The sequence below is a fragment of the Streptomyces sp. NPDC001381 genome (genome assembly GCF_042895685.1).
Taxonomy (GTDB): domain Bacteria; phylum Actinomycetota; class Actinomycetes; order Streptomycetales; family Streptomycetaceae; genus Streptomyces.
In genome coordinates, this window is the sequence record NZ_JBIAWO010000007.1 from 265,053 (window position 1) to 289,061 (window position 24,009).

Consider the following 24,009-nt stretch of genomic DNA (forward strand, 5'->3'; position numbering starts at 1 on the left):
CCGTCTCAGCCGACGGACGAGGTTTCGCCGAGGTTTCCTCCACCGGCTAACCTCCCTGCGTGGCTGAGATCCAGATTCCCTCTGACATCAAGCCCGCGGACGGACGTTTCGGCGCGGGTCCCTCCAAGGTGCGGACGGAGGCGCTGGACGCCCTCGCCGCGACCGGAACCTCCCTCCTCGGCACCTCTCACCGCCAGGCTCCCGTCAAGAACCTGGTCGGCAGGGTGCGCGAGGGCATCTCCGAGCTGTTCTCCCTGCCCGAGGGCTACGAGGTCGTCCTCGGCAACGGCGGTTCCACCGCGTTCTGGGACGTCGCGACCCACGGCCTGATCGAGAACAGGTCGCAGCACCTCACGTTCGGTGAGTTCTCGTCGAAGTTCGCGAAGGCCGCCAAGCTCGCCCCCTGGCTGGCCGAGCCCACCGTCGTCTCCTCCGACCCGGGCACGCACCCCGAGCCGCGGGCCGAGGCCGGCGTCGACGTCTACGCCTTCACGCACAACGAGACCTCCACCGGTGTCGCCGCCCCGCTCAAGCGCGTCGAGGGCGCCGACGAGGGCGCGCTGGTCCTGGTGGACGCCACCTCCGGCGCCGGCGGCCTCCCGGTCGACATCACCGAGACGGACGTCTACTACTTCGCCCCGCAGAAGTCCTTCGCCTCCGACGGCGGTCTGTGGATCGGCGTGTTCTCGCCGGCCGCGATCGAGCGCGCCGAGCGGATCCACGCGTCGGGCCGCCACATCCCGGAGTTCTTCTCGCTCCCCACCGCGATCGACAACTCGCGCAAGAACCAGACGTACAACACCCCGGCCCTCGCCACCCTCTTCCTGCTGAACGAGCAGCTGGAGTGGATCAACGGCCAGGGCGGCCTCGCCTGGTCCACGGCCCGTACGAAGGACTCCTCGACCCGCCTGTACGGCTGGGCCGAGGAGTCGAAGCACGCCACCCCGTTCGTCGCCGACCCGGCCAAGCGCTCCCAGGTCATCGGCACGATCGACTTCTCGGACGAGATCGACGCCGCCGCGATCGCCAAGGCCCTGCGCGCCAACGGCATCGTCGACACCGAGCCCTACCGCAAGCTCGGCCGCAACCAGCTGCGGGTCGCGATGTTCCCGGCGATCGACCCGGCGGACGTCGAGGCGCTCACCAAGTGCATCGACTACGTGATCGAAAAGCTCTGATCACAGCGTCTGTACGGTGACGAGGGGCGCCCGGCGGATCACCGCGGGCGCCCCTCGGCACGCCCGGCGAGCACCGGGCGCCCCTCGTCCGCCGACTCGGCGGCGGTCCGTCACTCAGCCGCGGATGCCCACCAGGCCGTGCAGGGTGTCGGCGGGCGCCGCGCCGGCCGCCCCGTCCGAGGCCAGGGCGGAGTTCGCCGCGCTCGCCGGCTTGGGGTCGGCGGTCTTCTGGCAGACGGCGTCGGCCACTCCGCTGCCGCGCGGCACCGTACCGTCGGTCAGGTACTTCGCCAGGTACTTGTCCAGGCAGGTGTTGCCGCTCAGCGTGATGCCGTGGTTGCCGCCGCCCTGCTCGACCACCAGGCTGGAGTGCTTGAGCAGACGGTGGACGGTGACGCCGCCCTGGTACGGGGTGGCCGCGTCGTCCGTCGCCTGGAACAGCAGGACCGGCGGGAGCTTGCTGTTGGCGACGCTCACCGGCTTGAGCGTCTTCGTGGGCCAGTAGGCGCACGGCGCGTTGTACCAGGCGTTGTTCCAGGCCATGAACGGGGCCTTGGAGTACACGGCCCAGTTGTCCTTGCGCCACTGCTTCCAGTCGCGCGGCCAGGAGACGTCACGGCACTGCACGGCGGTGTAGACGCTGTAGCCGTTGTCGCCGGAGGCGTCGATGGCCGCGATGCCCTCGTACGCCTTGACCAGCGGGGCGGCGTTCTTGTCGTTCACGTAGGCGGCGAACGCCGAGGCGAGGGAGGGCCAGTAGCCGTTGTAGTACCCGCCGGGGATGAAGGTGTCCTCCAGCTCGGAGGCGCCCACCTTGCCGCCGGCCGGCTTCTTGGCGAGCTCCGCCCGCATCGCGTACCACTTCGCCTCGATGGCGGCCGGGTCGGTGCCGAGCTTGTACGTGCTGTCGTACTTGGCGATCCAGGCCATCAGCGCCTTGTGGCGGGCGTCGAAGGCGTAGTCCTGGGAGATGTTGGCGTCGTACCAGACCCCGTTCGGGTCGACGATCGAGTCCAGCACCAGACGGCGCACCCGGGTCGGGAAGAGCTTGGCGTAGACCTGACCCAGGTAGGTCCCGTACGAGTAGCCGAAGTAGTTGATCTTCTTGGCGCCGAGCGCCTTGCGGATCTGGTCCATGTCCTTCACGGCGCTCACCGTGTTGATGTACGGCAGGACGTCCGCGTACTTCGTACCGCAGGCCTTGGCGAAGGACTTGGCGCGCGAGAGGTTGGCCTTCTCGATCGCGGAGGTGCCGGGCACGGAGTCCGGGCGGACCGGGTTGAAGTAGCCCGGCTTGCAGTCGAGGGCGGGCTTGCTCTTGCCCACGCCGCGCGGGTCGAAGCCGATGACGTCGTACTGGGCGGCGACCGTCTTGGGCAGCGAGGACGCGACGAAACCGGCGAGGCTCAGCCCGCTGCCCCCGGGGCCACCGGGGTTGACCAGCAGGGGGCCCTGGTACTTCCGCGCGGTGTGCGGAACGCGGGACAGGGCCAGGGTTATCTTCCGGCCCTGCGGCCTGGCGTAGTCGAGCGGCACCTTCACCGACGCGCACTGCAGGGTCGGGTAGTCCTCGGTGGCGCACTTCTTCCAGGTGACCTTCGCCGCCTGGGCGGACTGCGACGAGGCGGCCTCCGCCGGGACGGCGGTGAGCGACCCGGCGAGGACGACGGTGGCACCACAGAGCACGGCTGTGCTTCTTCTCATGAAGTTCCTTCACACCATGGGGGGTTGGGCAGGACCGGAAGGATCACGATCCTGGCCGGATCCTTCCGGAGAAGCACGCCCGGATGAAGGTTCTCGACGGAAGATTTGGAAGTGATTTGATCCACAGGGCCCCGACAGGGACCGAAAAGCCACCGCACACCGCCGCGCCGGCGCGCTCCGCCGAGCCGGCGCGCTCACCACGGAGCCGTGCGGCGAAGGGCCACGGAGGCAGGGCGCCCGGCGTCGTGAACGCCGGGCGCCCTTCGCTCATGCCGCCGTACAGCTCACGCTCGGTGCCGATCCCCCGCCCGGCGCGGCGCCGAAGCCGAAGCTCACCGAACCGCCCGCCGGCACGGCGCCGTTGTGGGCCGCGTTCACGGCCGTCACGGCCCCGCCGGACTGCGTGTACGCGGCGTTCCAGATGGTGGTGATCCGCTGCGAGCCGCTCCAGGTCCAGGTGACCTTCCATGAACTGATCGCGGCCGTACCGGTGTTGGTCACCTTCACCTCGGCGTTGAAGCCGCTGCCCCAGTCGCTGCTGACGGTGTAGGAGGCCGAGCACGCGGCCGTGCTCCCGCCTCCGCCCCCTCCGCCCCCTCCGCCTCCGCCGCCGGTGCCGGGGAAGCCCGGCGCCTTGACGCTCGCCAGGTACCCGTCCTTCACCGTGTCCACGGTCTGCCAGTCGTCCTTGAGGATCCCGCCCGTGTCACCGGAGTTGGGGTTCCACGACCAGAAGGTCCAGTGGAAGGAGTCGGCGCCGTACGTCGACGTCGGGCGCAGATAGCTCACCAGCGCGGCCAGCCACTGCTGGTCGACCGTCGCCTGCAGGGTCGTACCGAACTCGCCCACCCACACGGGCGCGATGTTCTGCTTGAAGATGTAGCCCCAGTACTTGTCCCAGATCCCCGGCATGTTGGCGGGGAAGGACGGGTCGCTGAACCAGCTCTGCTGGGCCACGCTCGTGGCGTAGTCGTGGGCCGAGTACACCACCCGGTTGGGCACGTTCAGCTGCACCGGGTACTGCGCGACCCCCATGAGGTTGCCGCCCCACCAGCCGGAGACACCGTTGAAGGTCTGCACGCCCTCGACGAAGATCAGCAGATCGGGGTTGACCGACAGGACGGCGTTGCCGGCCCGCTGCGCCGCCAGCCGCCAGTCCGTGGCCGTGTCACCGCAGCCCCAGCAGGCCGGGTCGTGCGGCTCGTTGTGCAGGTCGATGCCCACGACCGTGTCCTGGCCCTGGTAACGGGCCGCCAGCGCCTTGAGGTTGGTGATCCAGGTCGACTCCGGCACGGCCGAGGTGTACCAGAGCGCCGACTGCCCGCCCGCGTCCGGGCGGTGCCGGTCGAGGATGACCTTCAGGCCGTCCTGGCCGGCGTACGAGACGAGCTTGTCCAGGACCCCCAGTGGGCTGAGCCCTTGCAGGTCGGCGTTCTTCCCGCCGCTGAAGTCGATGCTGTTGGGGACGGTCGAGCTCTTGAAGATGTCGTCGCTGTACGGGATGCGGATCGTGTTGTAGCCCAGCGACTTCATCTGGTCGATCATGCTCTTGTAGTCGCGGGACCAGAGGCCGTGAACGACGTAGTTGCCGGTCTCGAAGCCGAACCAGTTGATCCCGGCGATCCGGACCGGCTGCCCGGCGGCGTCGAGGATCTGGCGGCCGCTGGTGTGCCAGTAGCCGGCGCCGGCGTCGGCGGCGGCGGTGCCGGCGTCGGCCGCGTGGGCGGACTGCGCGCCCGCCGCCAGGGGGAGCAGCAGGGCCGCGACGGCGGCGCACAGCACTCTGCGGAGGTTGCGGAACATGGCGTTGCTTCCTCTCGGGGGCGGCGCGGGCCCGGAACATGGGAGCGCTCCCATACACCGCGCACCCTCCAGGAAACTGAGATGCCATGAGCGCGTCAAGGAGGGCGGCAGAGGAGAGCGGAGGCGGCGGCACCGTGGCGGTGCCGCCGCCCGGGGTGTCAGGGCGCGGGCTCGTACAGCTCGGCGTCGATGTCGTCGATCTCCCCGGTCCCCGAGACGTCCGCGGTGACCCGCACCGGCGAGATCGGGTGCGGCGGGACGATCGGGTGGGGCGGCACGAACAGGGCGATCTCCAGGAAGGTCGGGAAGACGGTCAGCGGGGTGATCGGGCCGGGCGGGAACGAGACCGTGTCGACGTCCGCGCCGACGAACAGATACCTCGTGCCGGTCGTCTGCCCGACGCCCGTGGTGTGGTTCAGCGAGCTGATGATCCGTGCGGTGCCGCCGCCGCCCGGCCTCGTCGTGGTGACGACGGTGACGTCGATCGCGCCGGTGACGTCGATCTGCTCCGAATCGCCGGTGATCTGGCCGCTCAGCGCCACCCGCGCGGAACGCCAGTGCACGAACTGGCCCGCCTGGGCCGCCTTGCCCACCGGGCCCGCCTGGGCCGCCATGGCCGCCTGGCCCGCCGGGGTCGCCGGGGTCGCCGGGGTCGCCGGGGTCGCCGGAGCCGCCGCAGCTGCCGGGATCACCGCAGCCGCCGGGGTCACCTGCCCCACCTGCACTGCCTCGGCCGCCTGGCCCGCCTTGCCCACCGGGGCCGGGGCCACCTGGGCCACCTTGTGCACCGGCGTCACCTGGCCCGCCAGGGCCGCCGGGACCGCCGTGCCCACCAGGGCCGGCGGGACCACCTGGCCCTCCTGGCTCATGTGGCCCGCCTGGGCCACCGCGCTCACGTGGCCCGCCGGGCCCGCCGAGCTCACCTGGCCCGCGTGGGCCGCCTCCGCCGCCTCGGCGGTGGTGAGCGTCAGTGGGGCCGTCAGTCCCAGGGCGGCGACGAGGGGGCACAGCTTTCTTGCGGCGCGTATGGCATGACCGCGCATCGGGTCTCCCATCGGTGAAAGCGGGACCGCGTCTTGGAGGCCGCCCCCGTCCCGCGAGACACCTCAGCCTGACCGGGCGACCGGGTGCCTGTCGCGCGCGACGGGGCGGACGGGTGACACGGCCTCACGGTCCGGGTCGCCAGCGCTCCGCCCCGGAGGGAGGGTCAGTCACGGCGCAGCAGCCGGCGGAGGCCGAAGACGGCGGCGGCGACGGCGGCCAGGGCGAGGGCACCGATCCTGACGTTGCCCGAGGCCGCCGAGGACCCGGAGGCCTCGGACGAGGAGCCCTCGGAACTCCCTCCGCCGGAGGGCGACTTGGATCCGCTGCCGGCGGGCGCGTCCTCCGCCACCACGGAACTCTCCGATCCCTCACTGCCGTACATGAGCTTGCTGCCGTCGGCGGAGTAGCTGAGCGACTCCCCCTGCCGTTGCAGGGGGACGTCGAGCCGGCCCTCGCGTTTGATGTCGCCGTCGTTCCAGTCGTAGGAGATGCCGCCGAAGTAGCCGCGCACGGCGAGCCGGGTGCCGTCCGGGGAGAAGGCGGCGTCGGTGGCCCACAGGTCGACGGCGGCGGTGCGCCTGAAGACGTTCTTCCCCTGGGTGGAGAGGGTCGCCGGGCCCTCGTACAGGTGCCCGCCGTCCTCGTTCTTGTCGATGATGTACACCCGCCCGGTCCTGGGGTGCACCACGAGCGACTCGGCGTCGCGGGCGCCGTCCGCGTACGTCACGACGTACTGCGTGGCGCGGACGGTCCGGTCGGTGAGCGTCTTCGGCTCGGGCAGCCGGTAGACCCAGACGTACTGCCAGCCGCCGCCGAGGTTGTCGCCGATGTCACCGACGTAGATCTGGTTGTCGGGGCCGATGGAGACGGCCTCGACGTCACGGGGGGTGCCGACGCCGGTGAGGGTGAGCCGGGCGACCGTCTTCCCGGTCGCGCTGTCGACGGCGTAGAGGTAGGGGCCGTCGTCGCTGTCGTTGTGCGTCCAGTAGATGCCGGGGTGCTGGCGTGAGGCGGCGAGGCCGCTGGACTCGGTGATGCGCGGGTCCTCGATGGTGAACCCCTGGTCGCCCTTGCCCTCGGCGGCGGAGGCGGGCACGGCGAAGGCGCCCACGAGGAGGGTCACGGCGAGGAGGGCTCCGGCTCGGCTGGTGACTCCGGCACGGCGGGCGGCTCCGGCACGGCGGGCGAAGGGTCGGCGCATGCACTCAAGCCTGCCATCCCGCCCGGGCGTTCCCGACGCGGGCGGCGGCCGTGGCCAGCCTCACACCCCGTCGGCTCCTGTGATCGTCCCCGATCCCCCATCATGAGCGGATGCTCAGGTTCATGCCCGTAGGCGACTCGATGACGATCGGCAGCTCGGGCGAACACACGTGGCGCTACCGTCTGTGGCAGCACCTGTGCGCCACCTACGGCGGTCCGTTCACCCTGGTCGGTCCCCGCGAGACGCTCTACGACAAGACCACGGACGCCCCGACGTCGTACGCGTACGCCGACCCCGGCTTCCCCCGCGCCCACCTGGCCGGCTGGGGCGAGGGCTGGCTGCACATGGTCCCGCTGATCGGCGATGCCGTCCGCAGGTCACGGGCGGACGTCCTGCTCGTCTCCCTGGGCCTGATCGACCTCGGCTTCTACACCAACGCGGAACAGACCGCTGAGAACGCACGGGCCTTCGTGGCCGAGGCCCGCACGGCCAACCCGCGGATCCGCATGGTCTGGCTCCCGGTGATCCCGAACGTCCGCGCCGCGAACGACCCGCCCTTCGCCACCCAGGTCGCCCTCTTCAACGAGCTGCTCGCGAAGACCGCCGCCGACCTCGACGAACCGGCCTCCCCGATCCTCATGGCCTCGGTCCCGGCCGGCTGGGACATCCACACCGACACCTACGACGGCACCCATCCCGACGACAGCGGCGAACACAAGCTCGCGGCGGCCTTCGCGGAGGCGATGCACCAGGGGTGGGGGCTGGGCGGGGAGTACGAGGCCTGACCTCTGGCATATGCGCGTCCCCCCGTGTCCCGGTGACCGTGCGTATCGTTGTACCGCGCGGCGGCACTCGTCCGTGAGGCCGCCGGGGGGGAGCGCCAAGATGACCGTCCTTGAAGACAGGATCACGATGGCCGACGCGAACACCCAGCGCCTGGACGAGTGGTTCGAGCGGCTGGAGCACATGCCCGTCCCCGAAGGATTCAGGGTCGAGATCGTCGGGGGCAACGTCCACATGACACCGCAGCGGGACACCCACTGGGAGATCATCCGTCGCATCGTACGAGCTGTCGAGGACCGGTTCGGGATGGATGTCAAGGTCTTCTCGGACGTCCGCATCGACTTTCCCGGCCACGAGAACGGCTTCTGCCCGGACGTCGTCAAGCTCCGTGAGTCCGCCGAGAAGGACGGCGAAGGCCGCTGGCGTCACGAAGACGTCGAGTTCGTCGCCGAGGTCGTCTCCCAGGGCACGGCCGCCAACGACTACGGCCCGAAGAAGACCGCCTACGCGGTCGCCGAGGTCCCCGTCTACCTCATCGCGGATCCCTACCAGGGCCGGTGCTTCGTCTACACGGACCCCAAGGACGGTCGCTACGTCACCAGCACGAGGGTCGACTTCGGCGGCGACGTCCACCTGGCGGGTACCGTCGTCGACCTCACCCTGAAGACCGACGACTTCCCCCGCGACTGACCGGTTCCCCTTGCCTGGAGCGCACTCCAAGCCGTTGGCTTGTGCTTCATGAAGTACACGCAGCTCGGACGTACCGGACTCAGGGTCAGCCGACTCGTCCTCGGCACCATGAACTTCGGCCCGCAGTTTTGACGCCAGGTTGCACAGCAGCGCATCGCTGACGCTCGCCGCTCCTGCGGACCCCAAGCGGAAGCAACGAAGCCGCCGCCTCCGGCTCGCTTCGAAAGCAAGCAAAGGCGACGCCCCCTCGCAGGTCCCTACCTCACCATGCGAACGCTTCGGGAGACGGACCGGGACCGGGGAAGATCTCGTCCAGAGACGTCAGCAGCTCCTCGCTCAGCTCCAGCTCCAGGGCGCGCAGCGCCGAGTCCAGCTGCTCCTGCGTGCGGGGGCCGATGATCGGGCCGGTGACGCCGGGACGGGTCAGCAGCCAGGCGAGCGCCGCTTCACCGGGCTCCAGCCCGTGCTTGTCGAGGAGGTTCTCGTACGCCTGGATCTGCTCGCGTGCCTTGGTGTCCTTGAGCGTGTCGGCAGCGCGGCCGCTCGCCCGGCGCCCCTGTGTGGCCTCCTTCTTGAGGACGCCGCCGAGCAGTCCTCCATGCAGCGGAGACCAGGGGATGACACCTAGGCCGTAGTCCTGCGCGGCCGGGATGACCTCCATCTCGGCGCGGCGCTCGGCGAGGTTGTAGAGGCACTGCTCGCTGACCAGGCCCATGCGGCCGTGCCGGGCGGCGGTCTCGTTGGCCTGGGCGATCTTGTAGCCGGGGAAGTTGGACGACCCCGTGTAGAGGATCTTGCCCTGCTGCACCAGCACGTCGATCGCCTGCCAGATCTCCTCGAACGGCGTCGACCGGTCGATGTGATGGAACTGGTAGATGTCGATGTGGTCGGTCTGCAGCCGCTTCAGCGAGGCGTCGACGGCCCGGCGGATGTTCACCGCGGAGAGCTTGTCGTGGTTGGGCCAGACATCCCCGTCGCCCGCCATGTTCCCGTACACCTTGGTGGCGAGGACGACCTTGTCGCGCCGCCCGCCGCCCTGGGCGAACCAAGCACCGATGATCTCCTCGGTGCGGCCCTTGTTCTCACCCCACCCATAGACGTTGGCCGTGTCTACAAAATTCAGACCCGCGTCGAGAGCGGCGTCCATGATGCCGTGGCTGGTTGATTCGTCTGTCTGCGGGCCGAAGTTCATCGTGCCGAGAACGAGTCGGCTGACCTTGAGTCCGGTACGTCCGAGCTGCGTGTACTTCATGAAGCACAAGCCAACTGCTTCGAGCCCGCTCCAGGCAAGGGCATCAGGTTCCGCCGTCAGGAGTCGTCTCCGAGATGCCGGCACAGCGTGGCCCATGCCCAGAGCCTTGGCCAGGTGGACGCCCAAGCCTTCGGGCCTGGACCTGGACTCGTGCGGTCGGGAGCGACGGCGGCGACCTGCCGGGCGTCCCACAAACGCGCAGGAGGGCCCGACCACAGGGCCCTCCGCGTCGCATGCAGTTGTCGGTCAGCCTTCGCTGTGGACCGCCGCCATGTTGCGCAGCCGCTGCTTGAAGTCCATGGGGATCAGAACCTGAACCCTCCCGACTGGGTGTTGCCACATCCCGTCATGGCCATCGGGAGCCACGAGCTGCGCGGCGGTCATCCCGGGAATCGGCTCGGCATGGATGACGGCCTTGACCCCTGCGGCGCGTAGCTCCCTGCCCTTTTCGTGCTGGGTCGACAACGTGCTCCACCGTTCCCGGTAGGTCTCTCCTGTCGGGATCTCCTCCCAGGTGTCCGGGCGCGTGGGCTGCGCGATGAGCTGTTCACGTCGCGCGTCCAACCGCCTGTATGCCTCCCGGTACTCCTGCTTGCCCAGCTCACTGGAGTAGAGGCCCGCCTCGCGGTCCTCCCTCAGGTCCGACAGGGCGCGGTTCACTTCCTCGATGTCGCGCGTGTAGTCCACGCCCGGCCGGAAGACCTTCCGGACAATCTCGACGTCCCCGGCAGCGAGGAGGAACGCCTTTCCCACGGCGTCCTCCAGCGTGTGCGCCGCGATGCCTTTGCTTCCGGTCGGACACGGCTTGTGCGTGGTACGGGAAGCGCAGCGGTAGTAGGGCCAGTTACGGCCGGGGCCGAGGTACGCCGGCTCCCCACATGCGCAGAACGCGACCCGGAGCAAGGGCGACCCACCCTTGCGGTTGCCGTTGCGCTTGCTGGTGTTCTCGTCCAGCTTCCTGTTGGCCAGCTCCCACTCCTCGTGCGTGATCAGAGGCTCCGCGCGCTGGAGGGGCTGGCCATCCGCGTCCCGGACGACCCGGCGTCGTGTCGTCTTCTTCCCGTCGACCATCACCTCCTCGGACACCTCCATCTGCCCCAGGATGCAGCGGGAACGTACGACCTTGGCCGTATTCGCGGCGGTCCAGCGACTGCCCTTCGGGGTCTTGCCGTTACGGATCATCTGGGCGTCGAGTGACGTCGGGGTCTTCGACACGTCCTCGTTGAGCCACTGCGCGATGCTGTTCGCCGACTCGCCCGCGATGAGACGGCGGACGATCTCACGGAGCGTCCCGGCCGTGTCGGTCCCGTACTCGTCCGGGACGAGCTTCCATCCGTCGCCGGTCTCCTGTTTCTCCTCCCGGTAACCGTACGGAGTGCGGCCGCCGCGCCAGCGCCCCTCCTTCACCAGGTGGTTGTACGAGGACTTGGCCCGCGCCTTGATGGCTTCGAGCTCCCCTTCCGCGAAGGACGCGATCAGGCTGAGGAGGAGCCTCCCCATCTGTGTGTTGAGGTTGATCCCGTCCTCGACAGTGGCGACCTCCTTGCCGTTCTTCTCGCACCATTCCAGGAGGGCGTGCACGTGGAGCACACGTCGCGAGAGACGATCGATCTTCAGCGCGCAGATGATGTCGTACTCGTCGGCGCGCGACTCCTCCACCGCGATCCGGTGCTCGATCGCACTGACCTCCTTCCCGACGGTCGAGGGAAGCCACTTGCCGAACTCCGGACGCTTCCACGGCTCGACCCCGCCGGACACGTCGATGTCCTCGACCCACCCCACGACGACGTGCCCCTCCTGATCGGCCCACCGCTGGACGGACCGACGCTGACGCTCCGGCGATGTGGTCTCGTCCGACACCCTCGACAGACGGACCACACCCAGAACTCTCGCCATGCTCGTTCTCCCTCCCCCGCATCACGCATCGCGCACAAGGGGTGACGGTATGCGGTTAGGGTCGTGACGCCAAAATCAATCTTTGGATGCCGCGAACGTGTACGGCTGGGGCGAGAACAAGGGCCGTACCGAGACGATCATCGGGAACTGGTTCGCGAAGGGCGGCGAGCGGCGCGACAAGGTCGTCCTCGCCACCAAGGTGTACGGCAACATGGCCGCCGACGGCGACGCCTGGCCCAACCACGACAACCTCGCCGAGCGCCGCGCCGAGATGGAGGTCATCCCGGCCGCCCAGGAGTACGGGCTCGGGGTCATCCCGTGGTCGCCGCTGCACGGCGGGCTGCTGGGCGGGGTCGTCAAGAAGGAGGCCGAGGGCGGCCGCCGGGCGTCCGGGCGGGCCGCCGACACCCTCGCCGACCCCGCCGCACGTGCCCGGATCCAGGCGTACGAGGACCTCCTGGAGAAGCACGGCGTGGAACCCGGCGAGGCGGCGCTGGCCTGGCTGCTCACCCGGCCGGGCGTGACCGGCCCGATCGTCGGCCCGCGCACGGCGGAACAGCTCGACTCCGCGATCCGCGCCGTCGGGCTGGAGCTCTCCGAGGACCTGCTGACCGGCCTGGACGAGATCTTCCCGGGCCCGGGCCCGTCCCCGGAGGCCTTCGCCTGGTAGCTCGGTGACCGCAGCTCTCAGGTGCGCGGGGACCCGCGCGACCCGCCGCGAGCCGGCGCACGCGCGGTTCCCCGGCGCCTCCGCCCGGTCTACTTACCGAGCGCGGCCGCCAGGGCGACGACGACGAACATCAGCACGAGCGCACCGGCCATGATCCGGTTCCGGGTCTTCGGGTCCACACCCCGAGCCTAACCGGCCGCGCCGAGTGCCCAGCGCCCGACCGGCTCGTAGCGGGGCTGCTCCCCCGGCACCCCGGACCTCGGCAGGTTGCTGCGGACCAGCACCAGTTCCCGCACCGTCCAGGTACGGCCCTCGAAGGCGTGCAGGACCTCGACGTACGGCCGTGCGTCCACCGCGTCGCGGCTGCGGGCCACGGTGAGGTGCGCCTTGTAGCGGCGGTGCTCGCCCAGGTCCAGGCCCGCCTTCCGCGCCGCCGCCTCGGCCCGGCCGGCGAGGAGCCCCAGGGCCCGCAGATCCCCGCCCGCCCCCGCCCACAGCGCCCGCCCGTGCCCGAACTGTCCCCCGCCCCGCAGGGACAGCTCGAAGGGGGCGCTCCGGTGCGCCGCCCGCTCCAGCCGGCCCGACAGGTCCGGTACGACCCCGTCGTCGACCTCGCCGTAGAAGGCGAGCGTGAAGTGCCAGCCGGGGCGGCCGGTCCAGCGCAGACCGTCCGCGCCGGGCAGCCCGCGCAACCGGGCGACCTGGGCGGCGAGTTCGTCGGCGGCATCGTCCGGCGGGAGCACGGCGGCGAAGAGTCTCATGCCGCCAGTCTGCCGGGCGTCACCCGTCACCGTGCGTGTCGTCGCTCAAGGCCGACGAGTTCCCCCGCGACTGACCACCGCGTCCGGACCCCCGCGACCGACCGGGGCGGTCAGACCGCCGCGGTCAGCTCCTCCCGTCGCTCCCGCGGCACGAACCGCACCCGTGGATGGCCGTGGTTCCAGCCCACCGACACGCGCAGGTCGCCGACGCGGGCCAGGACCAGGCCGATGGTGACGGCGGCCGCCGCGGCGATCGCGCCGCCCACCGCGAGGCCGGCGCGGACGCCGTACGCGTCGGTGATCCAGCCCGCGATCGGCGCGCCGACCGGGGAGCCGCCGAGGAACACCATCATGTAGAGGGCCATGACGCGGCCGCGCATGGCCGGGTCGGTGCCCATCTGGATGCTGGTGTTGGCGGTGACGTTGACCGTCATGCCGAACATGCCGATCGGGGCCATGAGGAGGGCGAAGAGCCACAGCGAGGGGGCTCCCGCGGCGACGATCTCCACCGCGCCGAAGGCCACCGCCGCCGCGATCAGGACCCGCATCCGGGCCGTGCCGCGCCGGGCGGCGAGCAGGGCGCCGGCCAGGGAGCCGACCGCCATCAGCGTGTTGAAGAGGCTGTAGGAGCCGGCGCCGGCGTGGAAGACGTCGTCGGCGAAGGCGGAGAGGTAGACGGGGAAGTTGAAGCCGAAGGTGCCGACGAACCCGACCAGGACGATCGTCCAGATCAGGTCGGGGCGGCCGGCCACGTAGTGCAGTCCCTCCCGCAGCTGTCCCTTGCCGCGCGGTGCGCGCTCGACGACGTGCAGTTCCCGCGCCCGCATCAGCAGCAGGCCCGCGATGGGCGCGACGAAGGACAGGCCGTTGAAGAGGAACGCCCAGCCGGTGCCCACGCCGGTGATCATCACGCCGGCGACGGCGGGGCCGACGAGGCGGGCGGACTGGAAGTTCGCGGAGTTCAGGCTGACCGCGTTCTGGAGCTGGTCCGGGCCGACCATCTCGGAGACGAAGGACTGACGGGCCGGGTTGTCGACGACCGTGGCGAGGCCGACGGCGAAGGCGGCCAGGTAGACGTGCCAGACCTGGACGTGTCCGGAGAGGGTGAGCGCGGCCAGTACGACGCCGGTGACGGCCATCGCGGACTGGGTGACGAGCAGCGCGCGGCGCTTGGGCAGGCGGTCGACGAGGACGCCGCCGTAGAGGCCGAAGAGGAGCATCGGCAGGAACTGCAGGGCCGTCGTGACGCCGACGGCGGTGGCGGAGCCGGTGAGGCTGAGGACCAGCCAGTCCTGGGCGATGCGCTGCATCCAGGTGCCGATGTTGGAGACGACCTGGCCGGCGAAGAACAGGCGGTAGTTCCTGACCTTCAGGGAACTGAACATCGAGGACGGGCGGGCGCCCCCGGACGGGCCGGGGGGAGAGTCGTGGGTGGTCGGTGCGGGGGCGGAGTCTGCTCCGGGTCCCGTACTCAAAGGGGTTCGCCTCCTCGTGAAACGCTTACAGGTGTGCGAGCTTCTCCAGCACGGGGGCGGCGGCGCGCAGTTTCGCCCACTCGTCCTCGTCGAGGCCGTCCACCAGGGTGGCCAGGAAGGCGTTCCGCTTGCGGCGGCTCTCCTCGAGCATGGCCTCGGCCTGCTCGGTCCTGGTGACGACCTTCTGGCGCCGGTCCTCGGGGTGCGGCTCCAGCCGGACCAGGCCCTTGGCCTCCAGCAGCGCCACGATGCGGGTCATCGAGGGCGGCTGGACGTGCTCCTTGCGGGCGAGCTCGCCCGGGGTGGCGCTGCCGCACAGGGACAGGGTGCCGAGCACCGACATCTCGGTGGGGCTCAGCGACTCGTCGACCCGCTGGTGCTTGAGCCGGCGGGACAGCCGCATCACGGCGGAGCGGAGCGAGTTCACGGCGGCTGCGTCGTCGCCATGGGTCAGGTCAGGCATGTTCTTTAACATAACTCATTACTCTCGCTAAAGACCACCGGAACGCGCCCGGATGCCCGTGACGCCCGCCACTGAACCCGCTTATCACTCATACGGGTGATAGGAGCGCGGAACGGCACACCCCACCCCGAACCGTGCCACGACCCTCGTACCCATGGGGACCACTGTGCTCAGCCTGCGGATAGACCACGAACTGCTCGAACGGCTCCGGCAGCACGCCGCCAAACGCGGAATGAGCGTCCAGGACTATGTCGTCCGGACGCTCATTCGCGATGACTTCGACGAGCGGTTCCAGACCGCCGTCGAGGAGACGGAGAAGTTCTACGGGCTCACCTGACCCCGGTCACGGCCGTCAGGTCAGACCGAGGGCCGGCATCAGGTAGTAGAACCCGAAGACGGCGGAGACCACGTACATCGGGACGGGGATCTCGCGGCCCCGGCCCGCCGCCAGACGCAGCAGGACGAAGGCGATGAAGCCCATGCCGATGCCGTTGGTGATCGAGTAGGTGAACGGCATCATCACCATCGTGATGAAGGCCGGCATGGCGATCGTGTAGTCGGTCCAGTCGATCTCCTTGACCGAGTTCGCCAGGATCAGGAAGCCCACCGCGAGCAGCGCGGGGGTGGCGGCCTGGGACGGGACCATCGTGGCGACCGGCGTGAGGAACAGCGCGACGGCGAAGAGGCCGCCCGTGACGAGGTTCGCGAAGCCGGTGCGGGCGCCCTCGCCGACACCGGCCGTGGACTCCACGAACGCGGTGGTGGCGGAGGAGGAGCTGGCGCCGCCGGCGGCGACGGCGAGGCCGTCGACGAAGAGCACCTTGTTGATGCCGGGCATCTCGCCCTGGGCGTTGGTCAGCTTGGCCTCGTCGGAGACGCCCATGATCGTGCCCATCGCGTCGAAGAAGCACGACAGCAGGACCGTGAAGACGAACAGGACGCCGGTCAGCACGCCGACCTTGCCGAAGCCGCCGAAGAGGCTGACCTCGCCGATGAGCCCGAAGTCGGGGGTGGCCACGGGGTTGCCGGGCCACTCGGGCGTGGTCAGGCCCCAGGACGGGACGGTCGCGACCGCGTTGATGATCAGCGCGAGGACGGTCATCGCGACGATGGAGATCAGGATCGCGCCGGGCACCTTGCGGACGATCAGGGCCAGCGTGAGCAGGGCGCCCAGGATGAACACCAGGACGGGCCAGCCGGTGAGGTGACCGTCGGCGCCGAGCTGGAGCGGGACGGTGGTGTGGGCGGCGTCCGGGATGCGGGAGACGAAGCCGGAGTCGACCAGTCCGATCAGCATGATGAACAGACCGATACCGATCGAGATCGCCTTGCGCAGGCCGAAGGGGACGGCGTTCATGACGCGCTCCCGCAGACCGGTCGCCACCAGGAGCATGACGACGAAGCCGGCCAGGACGACCATGCCCATGGCGTCCGGCCAGGACATGCGGGGCGCGAGCTGGAGCGCGACCACGGAGTTCACGCCGAGGCCGGCGGCCAGTGCGATCGGCACATTGCCGATGACGCCCATGAGCAGTGTGGTGAACGCCGCGGTGACGCAGGTGGCGGTGACCAGCTGACCGTTGTCGAGCTGGTGACCGTACATGTCCTTGGCGCTGCTGAGGATGATCGGGTTCAGCACGATGATGTAGGCCATCGCGAAGAAGGTGGCGAAACCGCCGCGGATCTCGCGGGACAGCGTGCTGCCGCGCTCGGAGATCTTGAAGTGACGGTCGAGGGCGCCGTAGGCGGGCCTGGCTCCCGGCTGTTCAGGGGCGGGGACCTTGGCGGGGGCCGAGGTGGGCATGTTTTTGGTGGTTCCTACGAAGAGAAGTGGTCAGACGCAAACCGTTTCAGTATGAACATATAACGCTGCCCTCGGCCATCTCCGCGCGTAGATGTGACCACCTCGTAAGCTGTCCCCATGGCGAAGTGGACACCCAAGCATGAGGCGCCCGAGCCCCTGGAAGGGCCCGTGGTCCCGGTCATCACCGGCGGCACGATCATCTGGTTCGTCCTCTTCCTCGTACAGCTCCCCTTCTACGGCTGGTTCGACGACCACGGCCATCTGTGGTGGCTGTGGACCTGCCTGGCCGGGAGCGCGCTGGGCCTGCTCGGTATCCGGATCACCCGCCGGCGCGACGCGGCGATCAAGCGGGCCCGGGCGGCGGCGGCCGAGGGCGAGCGGGCGGAGAAGTCCGGGCAGGCGGAGAAGTCCGAGCAGGCTCCCGCCGAGTAGCCGTACGACCGGCGTACCACCCCCGCCCTCCCCCCGTCCTCCCCAGGTCGGATCTTCGGCGACTTCGGGGGGTGCACCCCCAGATCCGCACGTACCGTCGATTCCATGCCCCATACCGACGCACCCGCCAGCGCGCCGGCGGCCACCGGACTCACCGCCGCCGAGGTGGCGGAGCGCGTCGCACGCGGTCAGGTCAACGACGTACCCGTACGCAGCAGCCGATCCGTCGGGGAGATCGTCCGGGCGAACGTCTTCACCCGGTTCAACGCGATCATCGGCGTCCTCTGGCTGATCGTGCTCGTCGTCGCCCCCTTCCAGGACGGCCTCTTCGGCTTCGTCATCCTCGCCAACACCGGGATCGGGATCATCCAGGAGTGGCGGGCCAAGCAGACCCTGGACTCCCTCGCCGTGATCGGGGAGGTCCGGCCCACCGTGCGGCGGGACGGGGAGGCGGTCGAGGTGTCCACCTCCGACCTCGTCCTGGACGACCTCGTCGAGATCGGCCCCGGCGACAAGGCCGTCGTGGACGGGGTGTGCGTCGAGGCGGACGGGCTGGAGATCGACGAGTCACTGCTGACGGGTGAGGCGGACCCGGTGGTGAAACGGCCGGGCGACCGGGTGATGTCGGGGAGTTTCGTCGTCGCGGGCGGCGGCGCCTTCCGGGCCACCCGGGTCGGCCGCGAGGCCTATGCCGCCCAGCTCGCCGAGGAGGCCTCCCGGTTCACCCTGGTCCACTCCGAGCTGCGCACCGGCATCTCCACGATCCTCAAGTACGTGACATGGATGATGATCCCGGCCGCGCTCGGACTGGTCGTCACCCAGCTGTTCGTGAAGGACAACGACCTCAAGGGGTCCATCGCCCGGACCGTCGGCGGGATCGTCCCGATGGTCCCGGAAGGGCTGGTGCTGCTCACCTCGGTGGCCTTCGCCATCGGTGTGATCCGGCTCGGCCGGCGGCAGTGCCTGGTGCAGGAGCTGCCCGCCATCGAGGGCCTCGCCCGCGTCGACACCGTCTGCCTGGACAAGACCGGCACCCTCACCGAGGGCGGCATGGACGTCACCGCACTGCGCACCCTCGACGGCTCCGACGAGACGTACGTACGGCAGGTGCTGGGGGCGCTCGGGGAGTCCGACCCGCGGCCGAACCCGTCCCTGCGGGCGATCATCGACGCCTACCCGGACGCCGAGGAGTGGCGCTGCACCGAGTCCCTGCCCTTCTCCTCCGCCCGCAAGTACAGCGGCGCCACTTTCAGCGAGGGCAACGGCGAGAGCAGCACCTGGCTGCTGGGGGCGCCCGACGTGCTGCTGGACGACGGCGACCCGGCTCTCGCCGAGACCGGGCGGCTCAACGAGCGGGGCCTGCGGGTGCTGCTGCTCGCGCGGGCCGTCCGGGACCTGGACGATCCCGATGTGGCCAAGGGGGCGGGGCCGGTCGCCCTCGTCGTGCTGGAACAGCGGCTGCGCTCCGACGCCGCCGACACCCTGCGCTACTTCGCCGAGCAGAACGTGCAGGCCAAGGTGATCTCCGGGGACAACGCGGTGTCGGTGGGGGCGGTGGCCGCCAAGCTGGGGCTGAACGGCCGTACGGTCGACGCGCGGCGGCTGCCCGCCGACCGGGAGGAGATGGCCTCGGCCCTCGACGCGGGCACGGTCTTCGGGCGGGTCACCCCGCGGCAGAAGCGGGACATGGTCGGGGCGCTGCAGGCCCGGGGGCACACGGTGGCGATGACCGGCGACGGCGTCAACGACGTGCTCGCGCTGAAGGACGCGGACATCGGCGTGGCGATGGGGTCCGGGTCGGAGGCCACCCGGGCGGTCGCGCAGATCGTGCTGCTGAACAACAGCTTCGCCACGCTTCCGTCGGTGGTGGCGGAGGGCCGGCGGGTGATCGGCAACATCACACGCGTGGCGACCCTGTTCCTGGTGAAGACGGTCTACTCGGTGCTGCTGGCGCTGCTGGTGGTGTGCTGGCAGGTCGAGTACCCGTTCCTGCCCCGGCACGTGACCCTGCTGTCCACCCTCACCATCGGCGTCCCGGCCTTCTTCCTCGCCCTCGCCCCCAACAAGGAGCGGGCGCGGCCGCACTTCGTCCGGCGGGTGATGCGGTACTCGGTCCCGGGCGGGGTGGTGGCGGGCGCGGCCACCTTCGTGTCGTATCTGGCCGCCCGTCATCACTACACCGGTGAGGGGGCGCTGGAGGCCGAGACCAGTGCCGCGACGCTCACCCTGTTCCTGATCTCCATGTGGGTGCTGGCGATCGTCGCCCGGCCCTACACCTGGTGGCGGGCGCTGCTGGTGGCCTCGATGGGCGCGGGGTTCCTGCTGGTGCTGGCGGTGCCGTGGCTGCAGGACTTCTTCGCGCTCCGGCTCGTGGGGATGGCGATGCCGTGGCTGGCCGTGGGCATCGCGGTGGGGGCGGCGGTCGCCCTGGAGTTCCTGTGGAAGTGGGTCGACCGCCGTTTCCCCGTGTAGGAGCCGTCCCCGCTTACTGGACGTCGACGAAGTCGGCGGCCGAGCTGACCGGAGCGGTCGTCGTGGTGCCGGCGAAGACGTAGCGGAAGTAGCCGTCGGCGGAGGCCGTGACCGTGGTCTTCAGGGTGCCGGTGGAGCTGGTGGTGATGGTCTTCAGGGTGGTGTAGGCGGTGGCGCCCTTCTTCTTGAACTGCAGCTTCACCGGCTGGGTGGCGTAACCGGCGTAGGTGTTGGTGTCCCAGTTGGCGCGGGCCAGCTTGCCCGTGACCGTGAGGGTCCTGCCCTTCTTCACCGGCTCCGGGGAGGCGTCGGTGGTGAGGGTGGCCTTGCGCTGGAGCTTGGTGGTGCCGAGGTCGCCCTGCCAGGTGCGCCCGCCGCTCTCGTTGGCCGCGACGGCACCCAGCTTCCAGCTGCCGGCCTCGCTGTTGACGAGGTCGAGGTCCTCGTCGGAGGACGCCGGACGGAACTGGATCCTGGCGGTGCACTGCAGGACCGTCGAGGAGGACGTGGTGCAGGTGCCGGCGTCGTCACCGCCGATGAGGTCGTCGGACTCCAGGCCGACGGTGGCGCCCCGGTACAGGACCGGCGCGGTGCCGAGGGAGGCCGGGTCCAGGGTCGAGGGCTTGGTCACGGTGTAGGTCGCCGTGACCGTGACCTGCGTCGTGGAGCCGACCACGATGTTCTTGCCGCTGTTGACCTTGACGTTCGAGAAGGTGACGGCGGGGCCTGCCGGGGCGGCCTGCGCGGCCGGAACGGCGAGGGCGGAGAGGGCCACGGCGCCGGAGGCGGCGAGGACGAGGGCGCGTATGCGCATGTGCGTTCCCCATGAGGAGAGAAGTGATCTCGGAGTCTGTTGACTCGTTGAGTGAGATCCGTGACGTCCGGGGGGAGTTGTACGGAAAAGGGTAAGGAGAGGGGAAGAAGCCTCCCCTCTCCTCACACCGTGCCCGGGACCTTGCCCCGGGTGTTACCGCACGTCGACGAAGTCACCCGCGGTGGTGACCGCCGGGGTGGTCGAGGTGCCCGCGAAGCTGTAGCGGAAGTAGCCGTCCGCCGACGCCTTGACCGTGGTCTTCAGGGTGCCGGTGGAGCTGGTGGTGATGGTCTTCAGGGTGGTGTAGGTGGTGCTGCCCTTCTTGCGGTACTGCAGCTTCACCGACTGGCCCGCGTAGCCGTGGTACTGGTTGTCGTCCCAGTTGGCGCGGGACAGCTTGCCCGTGACCGTGATGGTCGCGCCCTTCTTCACCGGCTCCGGGGAGGCGTTGACGGTGAGCTTGGAGTAGCGCTGGAGCTTGGTGGTGGCGAGGCCGTCCTGCTCGGCGTAACCGACCTTCGTGATGTCGATGTCCTCGGCGAACGGGTCCTGGTCGTTCCAGTCGATGACGTATCCGGCCGCCTTCCACGTGGTGGCGTCGGCGTTCGACAGCTCCTCGCCCGGGAGGATGTCGATGGTGCCCTTGCAGTTGGCGACGGTCGTCGTCACCGCGGTGCAGGTGGGCCAGTTGTCCCCGACCAGGGTGCTGGCCGACGGGTCGTCGAACTCACCTCGGTAGATGAAGACGTCCATCCAGACCTCGTCCGCGTTCAGGTCGAGGTCCTCGGGGTGGGTGACCTTGTAGGTCACGGGAACGGTGACCTTGTTGGTGGTGCCGGCGACGATCGGCTTGCCGCTGTTGATCTTCACGCTGGAGAAGGTGACAGCCAGCGGGTACGGCTCGTCCGCGTCGGCGGTCTCACCGGTGAACGTGGTCCTGGCCGAGGCGGCCTGGTGGAGGGCCTGAACCGCGGCGAGAGACTCGGCCTTGTCGGACGTGTCGGCCTGGGCGGCCGGCACGACGACAGCGGAGAGGGCCAAGGCGCCGGTGACGGCGGCCAGGGTGGCACGGATGCGCATGCAATCCCCCGGTGGAGATGAGGACCCTGCAGCAGGCGTTCCCTGCGGCTCGTCTTCAGACAGGGCCCAAGTGATCGTGGAGCCTGTTGGCTCGTCGGATCAGATCCGTGACGGATGTTAATGGTTGTACGAAGTAAGGAAGATTTTCTGACGACCCATCCGCCACCGGCCCTCCCGCGCGCGGACGGTACGGCTAGACCTTCGGCCACATGGACTTGCCGGCCGCGAGCGCGCCCTTGCCGTCGCCCGTGTACAGACGCAGGTCACCCGCGGTCGTCACGGCGGCGAGGTCGGCCTTGCCGTCGCCGTCGAAGTCACCGCCGAGGACGACGCGCATGCCGCTCCAGGTCTTGTCCGGCCACATCGAGCGGGCCTTGTCGAACGTCCCGTCGGGCTTCCCGGCGTAGAGGTGCAGCGAACCGTCAGTCGCGACGGCGGCGATGTCGTCGCGGCCGTCACCGGTGAAGTCGGCCGTCGCGATCAGCTTCTTCTTCCACGTCTTGTCCGGCCACATCGACTTCTTCTGGTTCACCAGGTTGCCTTCGGCGTCCCGCTTGTAGGTGTAGAGGGAGCCGTCGGGCCACTGGAAGAGCAGGGTGTCGCGGCCGGCGGTGCCGGTCCTCAGGCTGGCGACGGGCAAGCCGTCCTTCCACGTGGCGTCGGTCCACAGGGGAGTTCGCTCGAGCAGATTCGGGGGCCACGGGCGGCGGTTCTGACTGTGCAGGACGAGGTCGCCGTCACTTTCGACCGAGATCATTTCGACCCTGCGGTCACCGATGAAGTCACCAGCGATGAGCCGTTTCTGGGTGCTGCGCCCGACCGCCGCCAGGCTGCCCCCGAACTGCAGCGTCCCGTCCGCCCTGCCGTGGAACACCTGGGCGTACCCGGGCTTCATGAGCGAGGCGACGTCCGTACGGCCGTCCCCGTCGAAGTCGGCCGCCGTCATGACGTCGGTGATCTGCTTCTGCCGGGAGCTGAGCCGGACCTGCTGGACCCAGTCCGCGATGTCGTCGACCCGTGTGGCGACGGCACCGGTACGGGTCTCCTGCGAGTTGAGGCAGCCGGCGTCCCAGGACCGGCTGACCACGCCGACGACCCGGCCGGAGGCGTTGAGCACCGGCCCGCCGGCGTCGCCCTTGCACAGGGCCGCCCCGGCGGAGGCCGGAGAGAGCGCCAGGGTCGTCGGGTTGACCAGGTCCACACCGAAGGCTCCGGTGTGGACGCGCGCCGGGGTCCACTCGAGCGCGGTACGGCCGTAGCCGACAGTCCTGAGCTGGTCCCCCTGGGCCGGGGCGGTCTCGCTGACCGTGGCGGAGCCGATGTCCGGGAACGGACCGCCCAGCGCGTCGTCGGCGCTGACCGGGTTGAAGCGGGCCATGACGAGGTCGCGGCCCGGGTAGGGCACGATCTCCTGGACCTTCTGGTCCCGCTGGGCCTTCGCCGAGGGCTTGTTGCCGTCGGCGGTCACCACGGTGGTGAAGGGCGGGGCGCCCTTGGTGAGCGTGGTCGCCTGCTGGGGGTCGGCGGCGAAGCAGCTCGCGGCGGTGAGGACCCACTGGGCGTCGACAAGGGTCCCGGAGCAGGCGCGTTCGCCGTCGGTGCCGACACCGACGTGGACCTTGACCGTGGACTGATCGGCGCCGTCCGCGACCTGGTCGCCGACGACGGACTGGGCCGGGGCCGCGGACAGCAGACCGGTCGTCAGACCGGCGGCCGCCAGTCCGGTGGCCCACACCATGCGCGTCCTGCGCGGACGGGCGTCTTTCACGAAAATCCTCGCATCTCGAATCCCGGAGTCCGGGTGTCTGCCTGGCGTACGGAGGGTGGTGCGCGGCGGCCGGTCAGCCGGTCACACGGAGCTCCACGAGCACCGAGGGTGCGCCGCCGGACGCCTCGCCGACGGACTCGAAGCCCCCCTTGGGCACATCGACCGAGGTGGTCTTGCCGCCCGCCGTCAGGTCGGCGCTGACCGGATGGTCCGCGGCCGCCTCGACCGCGAAGACCTGGGGAAGTTCGAGGGTGAGGCGTCCGGTCTTCCCGGTCGCCTGGAAGCAGTAGGTGCCGGCCCGGTTGACGGAGTCGTCCCTGCGGGTCAGTACCCGGATCTGCTGTGCATTCGGGCCGCACTCGGCCAGCAGAATACGACCGTCGCCCTTCTTCAGCTTGATACCCTTTTCAGCGAGAATTCGGTCGGCGCCGGGATAACCGTAGTCCTCGACCGCGACGGGCGGATTCGAGTCCGACGGAGACTGCGGTGGATCATCGGCGTAAACCACCGAAATACCGGTGAGCATGGCACCCGCGGCCACAATTCCGGAGACAATGAGATTTCGGGCACGGAAAGGCACCGAAGAGTCCCTTCCGGCGCGGCTCCTCGCAGCGCGAGACCCCCGCCAGGATACTGGTGAATAAATGTGCGTGACTGGGCCGCGACCACGCATGGCCGCCCTGTGCGCCCTGGTCAGCCCGTTGCGGAGAGGCGCACCG

Annotated in this window: 20 protein-coding genes and 1 pseudogene; 7 read left to right on the forward strand and 14 right to left on the reverse strand. The window is 70.0% G+C overall.

Going from position 1 to position 24,009, the window contains the following annotated elements; genetic code table 11:
• Positions 1-59 precede the first annotated feature (59 nt).
• The gene (gene serC / locus ACFY2L_RS28995) at positions 60-1,178 is read left to right on the forward strand and encodes a phosphoserine transaminase (RefSeq protein ID WP_390823867.1); all 1,119 of its coding nucleotides are present in this window, start codon (positions 60-62) and stop codon (positions 1,176-1,178) included.
• 114 nt (positions 1,179-1,292) lie between these two features.
• On the opposite strand, the gene ACFY2L_RS29000 is transcribed toward serC, so the two are convergent.
• From ACFY2L_RS29000 to ACFY2L_RS29015, 4 genes are all read right to left on the reverse strand, one after another.
• Positions 1,293-2,882 carry an alpha/beta hydrolase gene (locus ACFY2L_RS29000; RefSeq protein ID WP_390823868.1) on the reverse strand — a complete coding sequence of 530 codons (1,590 nt, stop codon included), beginning with the start codon at positions 2,880-2,882 and terminating at the stop codon, positions 1,293-1,295.
• 267 nt (positions 2,883-3,149) lie between these two features.
• Positions 3,150-4,685 carry a cellulase family glycosylhydrolase gene (locus tag ACFY2L_RS29005; RefSeq protein WP_390823869.1) on the reverse strand — a complete coding sequence of 512 codons (1,536 nt, stop codon included), beginning with the start codon at positions 4,683-4,685 and terminating at the stop codon, positions 3,150-3,152.
• A 158-nt stretch (positions 4,686-4,843) separates the two neighbouring features.
• On the reverse strand, positions 4,844-5,728 hold the full coding sequence (locus ACFY2L_RS29010; RefSeq protein WP_390823870.1) for a hypothetical protein: 885 nt from the start codon (positions 5,726-5,728) through the stop codon (positions 4,844-4,846).
• 164 nt (positions 5,729-5,892) lie between these two features.
• The gene (locus ACFY2L_RS29015; RefSeq protein ID WP_390823871.1) at positions 5,893-6,930 is read right to left on the reverse strand and encodes a WD40 repeat domain-containing protein; all 1,038 of its coding nucleotides are present in this window, start codon (positions 6,928-6,930) and stop codon (positions 5,893-5,895) included.
• Positions 6,931-7,040: 110 nt separating this feature from the next.
• On the opposite strand from ACFY2L_RS29015, the gene ACFY2L_RS29020 reads away from it, so the two are divergent.
• Both ACFY2L_RS29020 and ACFY2L_RS29025 read left to right on the forward strand, forming a co-directional pair.
• Positions 7,041-7,715: a GDSL-type esterase/lipase family protein gene (locus ACFY2L_RS29020; protein WP_390660429.1), complete on the forward strand. Its 675-nt coding sequence runs from the start codon at positions 7,041-7,043 to the stop codon at positions 7,713-7,715.
• A 100-nt stretch (positions 7,716-7,815) separates the two neighbouring features.
• The gene (locus tag ACFY2L_RS29025) at positions 7,816-8,403 is read left to right on the forward strand and encodes a Uma2 family endonuclease (protein ID WP_390823872.1); all 588 of its coding nucleotides are present in this window, start codon (positions 7,816-7,818) and stop codon (positions 8,401-8,403) included.
• A gap of 262 nt (positions 8,404-8,665) precedes the next feature.
• Here ACFY2L_RS29025 and ACFY2L_RS29030 read toward each other — a convergent pair whose 3' ends face one another.
• Both ACFY2L_RS29030 and ACFY2L_RS29035 read right to left on the reverse strand, forming a co-directional pair.
• On the reverse strand, positions 8,666-9,655 hold the full coding sequence (locus ACFY2L_RS29030; RefSeq protein ID WP_390660431.1) for an aldo/keto reductase: 990 nt from the start codon (positions 9,653-9,655) through the stop codon (positions 8,666-8,668).
• A gap of 246 nt (positions 9,656-9,901) precedes the next feature.
• Complete coding sequence (locus ACFY2L_RS29035) at positions 9,902-11,551, reverse strand: recombinase family protein (protein WP_390823873.1); 1,650 nt, start codon at positions 11,549-11,551, stop codon at positions 9,902-9,904.
• Between the two features lie 85 nt (positions 11,552-11,636).
• Here ACFY2L_RS29035 and ACFY2L_RS29040 point away from each other — a divergent pair.
• Positions 11,637-12,221: pseudogene (locus ACFY2L_RS29040) on the forward strand (aldo/keto reductase); the annotation flags it as partial.
• A gap of 188 nt (positions 12,222-12,409) precedes the next feature.
• Here ACFY2L_RS29040 and thpR read toward each other — a convergent pair.
• From thpR to ACFY2L_RS29055, 3 genes are all read right to left on the reverse strand, one after another.
• Positions 12,410-12,982, reverse strand: coding sequence for an RNA 2',3'-cyclic phosphodiesterase (gene thpR / locus ACFY2L_RS29045; RefSeq protein ID WP_390660432.1), 573 nt, complete (start codon positions 12,980-12,982; stop codon positions 12,410-12,412).
• 110 nt (positions 12,983-13,092) lie between these two features.
• Complete coding sequence (locus tag ACFY2L_RS29050; protein WP_390823874.1) at positions 13,093-14,367, reverse strand: MFS transporter; 1,275 nt, start codon at positions 14,365-14,367, stop codon at positions 13,093-13,095.
• Between the two features lie 115 nt (positions 14,368-14,482).
• Positions 14,483-14,920 (reverse strand): MarR family transcriptional regulator, encoded by a 438-nt coding sequence (locus ACFY2L_RS29055; protein WP_340378038.1) that lies wholly within the window; start codon positions 14,918-14,920, stop codon positions 14,483-14,485.
• A gap of 154 nt (positions 14,921-15,074) precedes the next feature.
• On the opposite strand from ACFY2L_RS29055, the gene ACFY2L_RS29060 reads away from it, so the two are divergent.
• Positions 15,075-15,257, forward strand: coding sequence for a ribbon-helix-helix protein, CopG family (locus ACFY2L_RS29060; RefSeq protein ID WP_390660434.1), 183 nt, complete (start codon positions 15,075-15,077; stop codon positions 15,255-15,257).
• Between the two features lie 15 nt (positions 15,258-15,272).
• On the opposite strand, the gene ACFY2L_RS29065 is transcribed toward ACFY2L_RS29060, so the two are convergent.
• Entirely contained in the window at positions 15,273-16,724 is a 1,452-nt protein-coding gene (locus ACFY2L_RS29065; RefSeq protein WP_390660435.1) for an NCS2 family permease, read from the reverse strand.
• 117 nt (positions 16,725-16,841) lie between these two features.
• Here ACFY2L_RS29065 and ACFY2L_RS29070 point away from each other — a divergent pair, with 117 nt between their 5' ends.
• Both ACFY2L_RS29070 and ACFY2L_RS29075 read left to right on the forward strand, forming a co-directional pair.
• Positions 16,842-17,156: a DUF2530 domain-containing protein gene (locus tag ACFY2L_RS29070; RefSeq protein ID WP_390823875.1), complete on the forward strand. Its 315-nt coding sequence runs from the start codon at positions 16,842-16,844 to the stop codon at positions 17,154-17,156.
• Positions 17,157-17,261: 105 nt separating this feature from the next.
• Positions 17,262-19,628: a cation-translocating P-type ATPase gene (locus tag ACFY2L_RS29075; protein WP_390823876.1), complete on the forward strand. Its 2,367-nt coding sequence runs from the start codon at positions 17,262-17,264 to the stop codon at positions 19,626-19,628.
• A gap of 13 nt (positions 19,629-19,641) precedes the next feature.
• Here the strand turns inward: ACFY2L_RS29075 and ACFY2L_RS29080 are convergent, their stop codons facing one another.
• From ACFY2L_RS29080 to ACFY2L_RS29095, 4 genes are all read right to left on the reverse strand, one after another.
• A complete protein-coding gene (locus tag ACFY2L_RS29080; protein ID WP_390823877.1) occupies positions 19,642-20,442 on the reverse strand; it encodes a hypothetical protein in 801 nt (266 codons plus the stop codon).
• Between the two features lie 153 nt (positions 20,443-20,595).
• A complete protein-coding gene (locus ACFY2L_RS29085) occupies positions 20,596-21,522 on the reverse strand; it encodes a hypothetical protein (RefSeq protein ID WP_390660439.1) in 927 nt (308 codons plus the stop codon).
• Positions 21,523-21,715: 193 nt separating this feature from the next.
• Positions 21,716-23,290, reverse strand: coding sequence for an FG-GAP-like repeat-containing protein (locus ACFY2L_RS29090; protein ID WP_390660440.1), 1,575 nt, complete (start codon positions 23,288-23,290; stop codon positions 21,716-21,718).
• Between the two features lie 73 nt (positions 23,291-23,363).
• Positions 23,364-23,870 (reverse strand): hypothetical protein, encoded by a 507-nt coding sequence (locus ACFY2L_RS29095; protein WP_390823878.1) that lies wholly within the window; start codon positions 23,868-23,870, stop codon positions 23,364-23,366.
• Between the last annotated feature and the right edge of the window lie 139 nt (positions 23,871-24,009).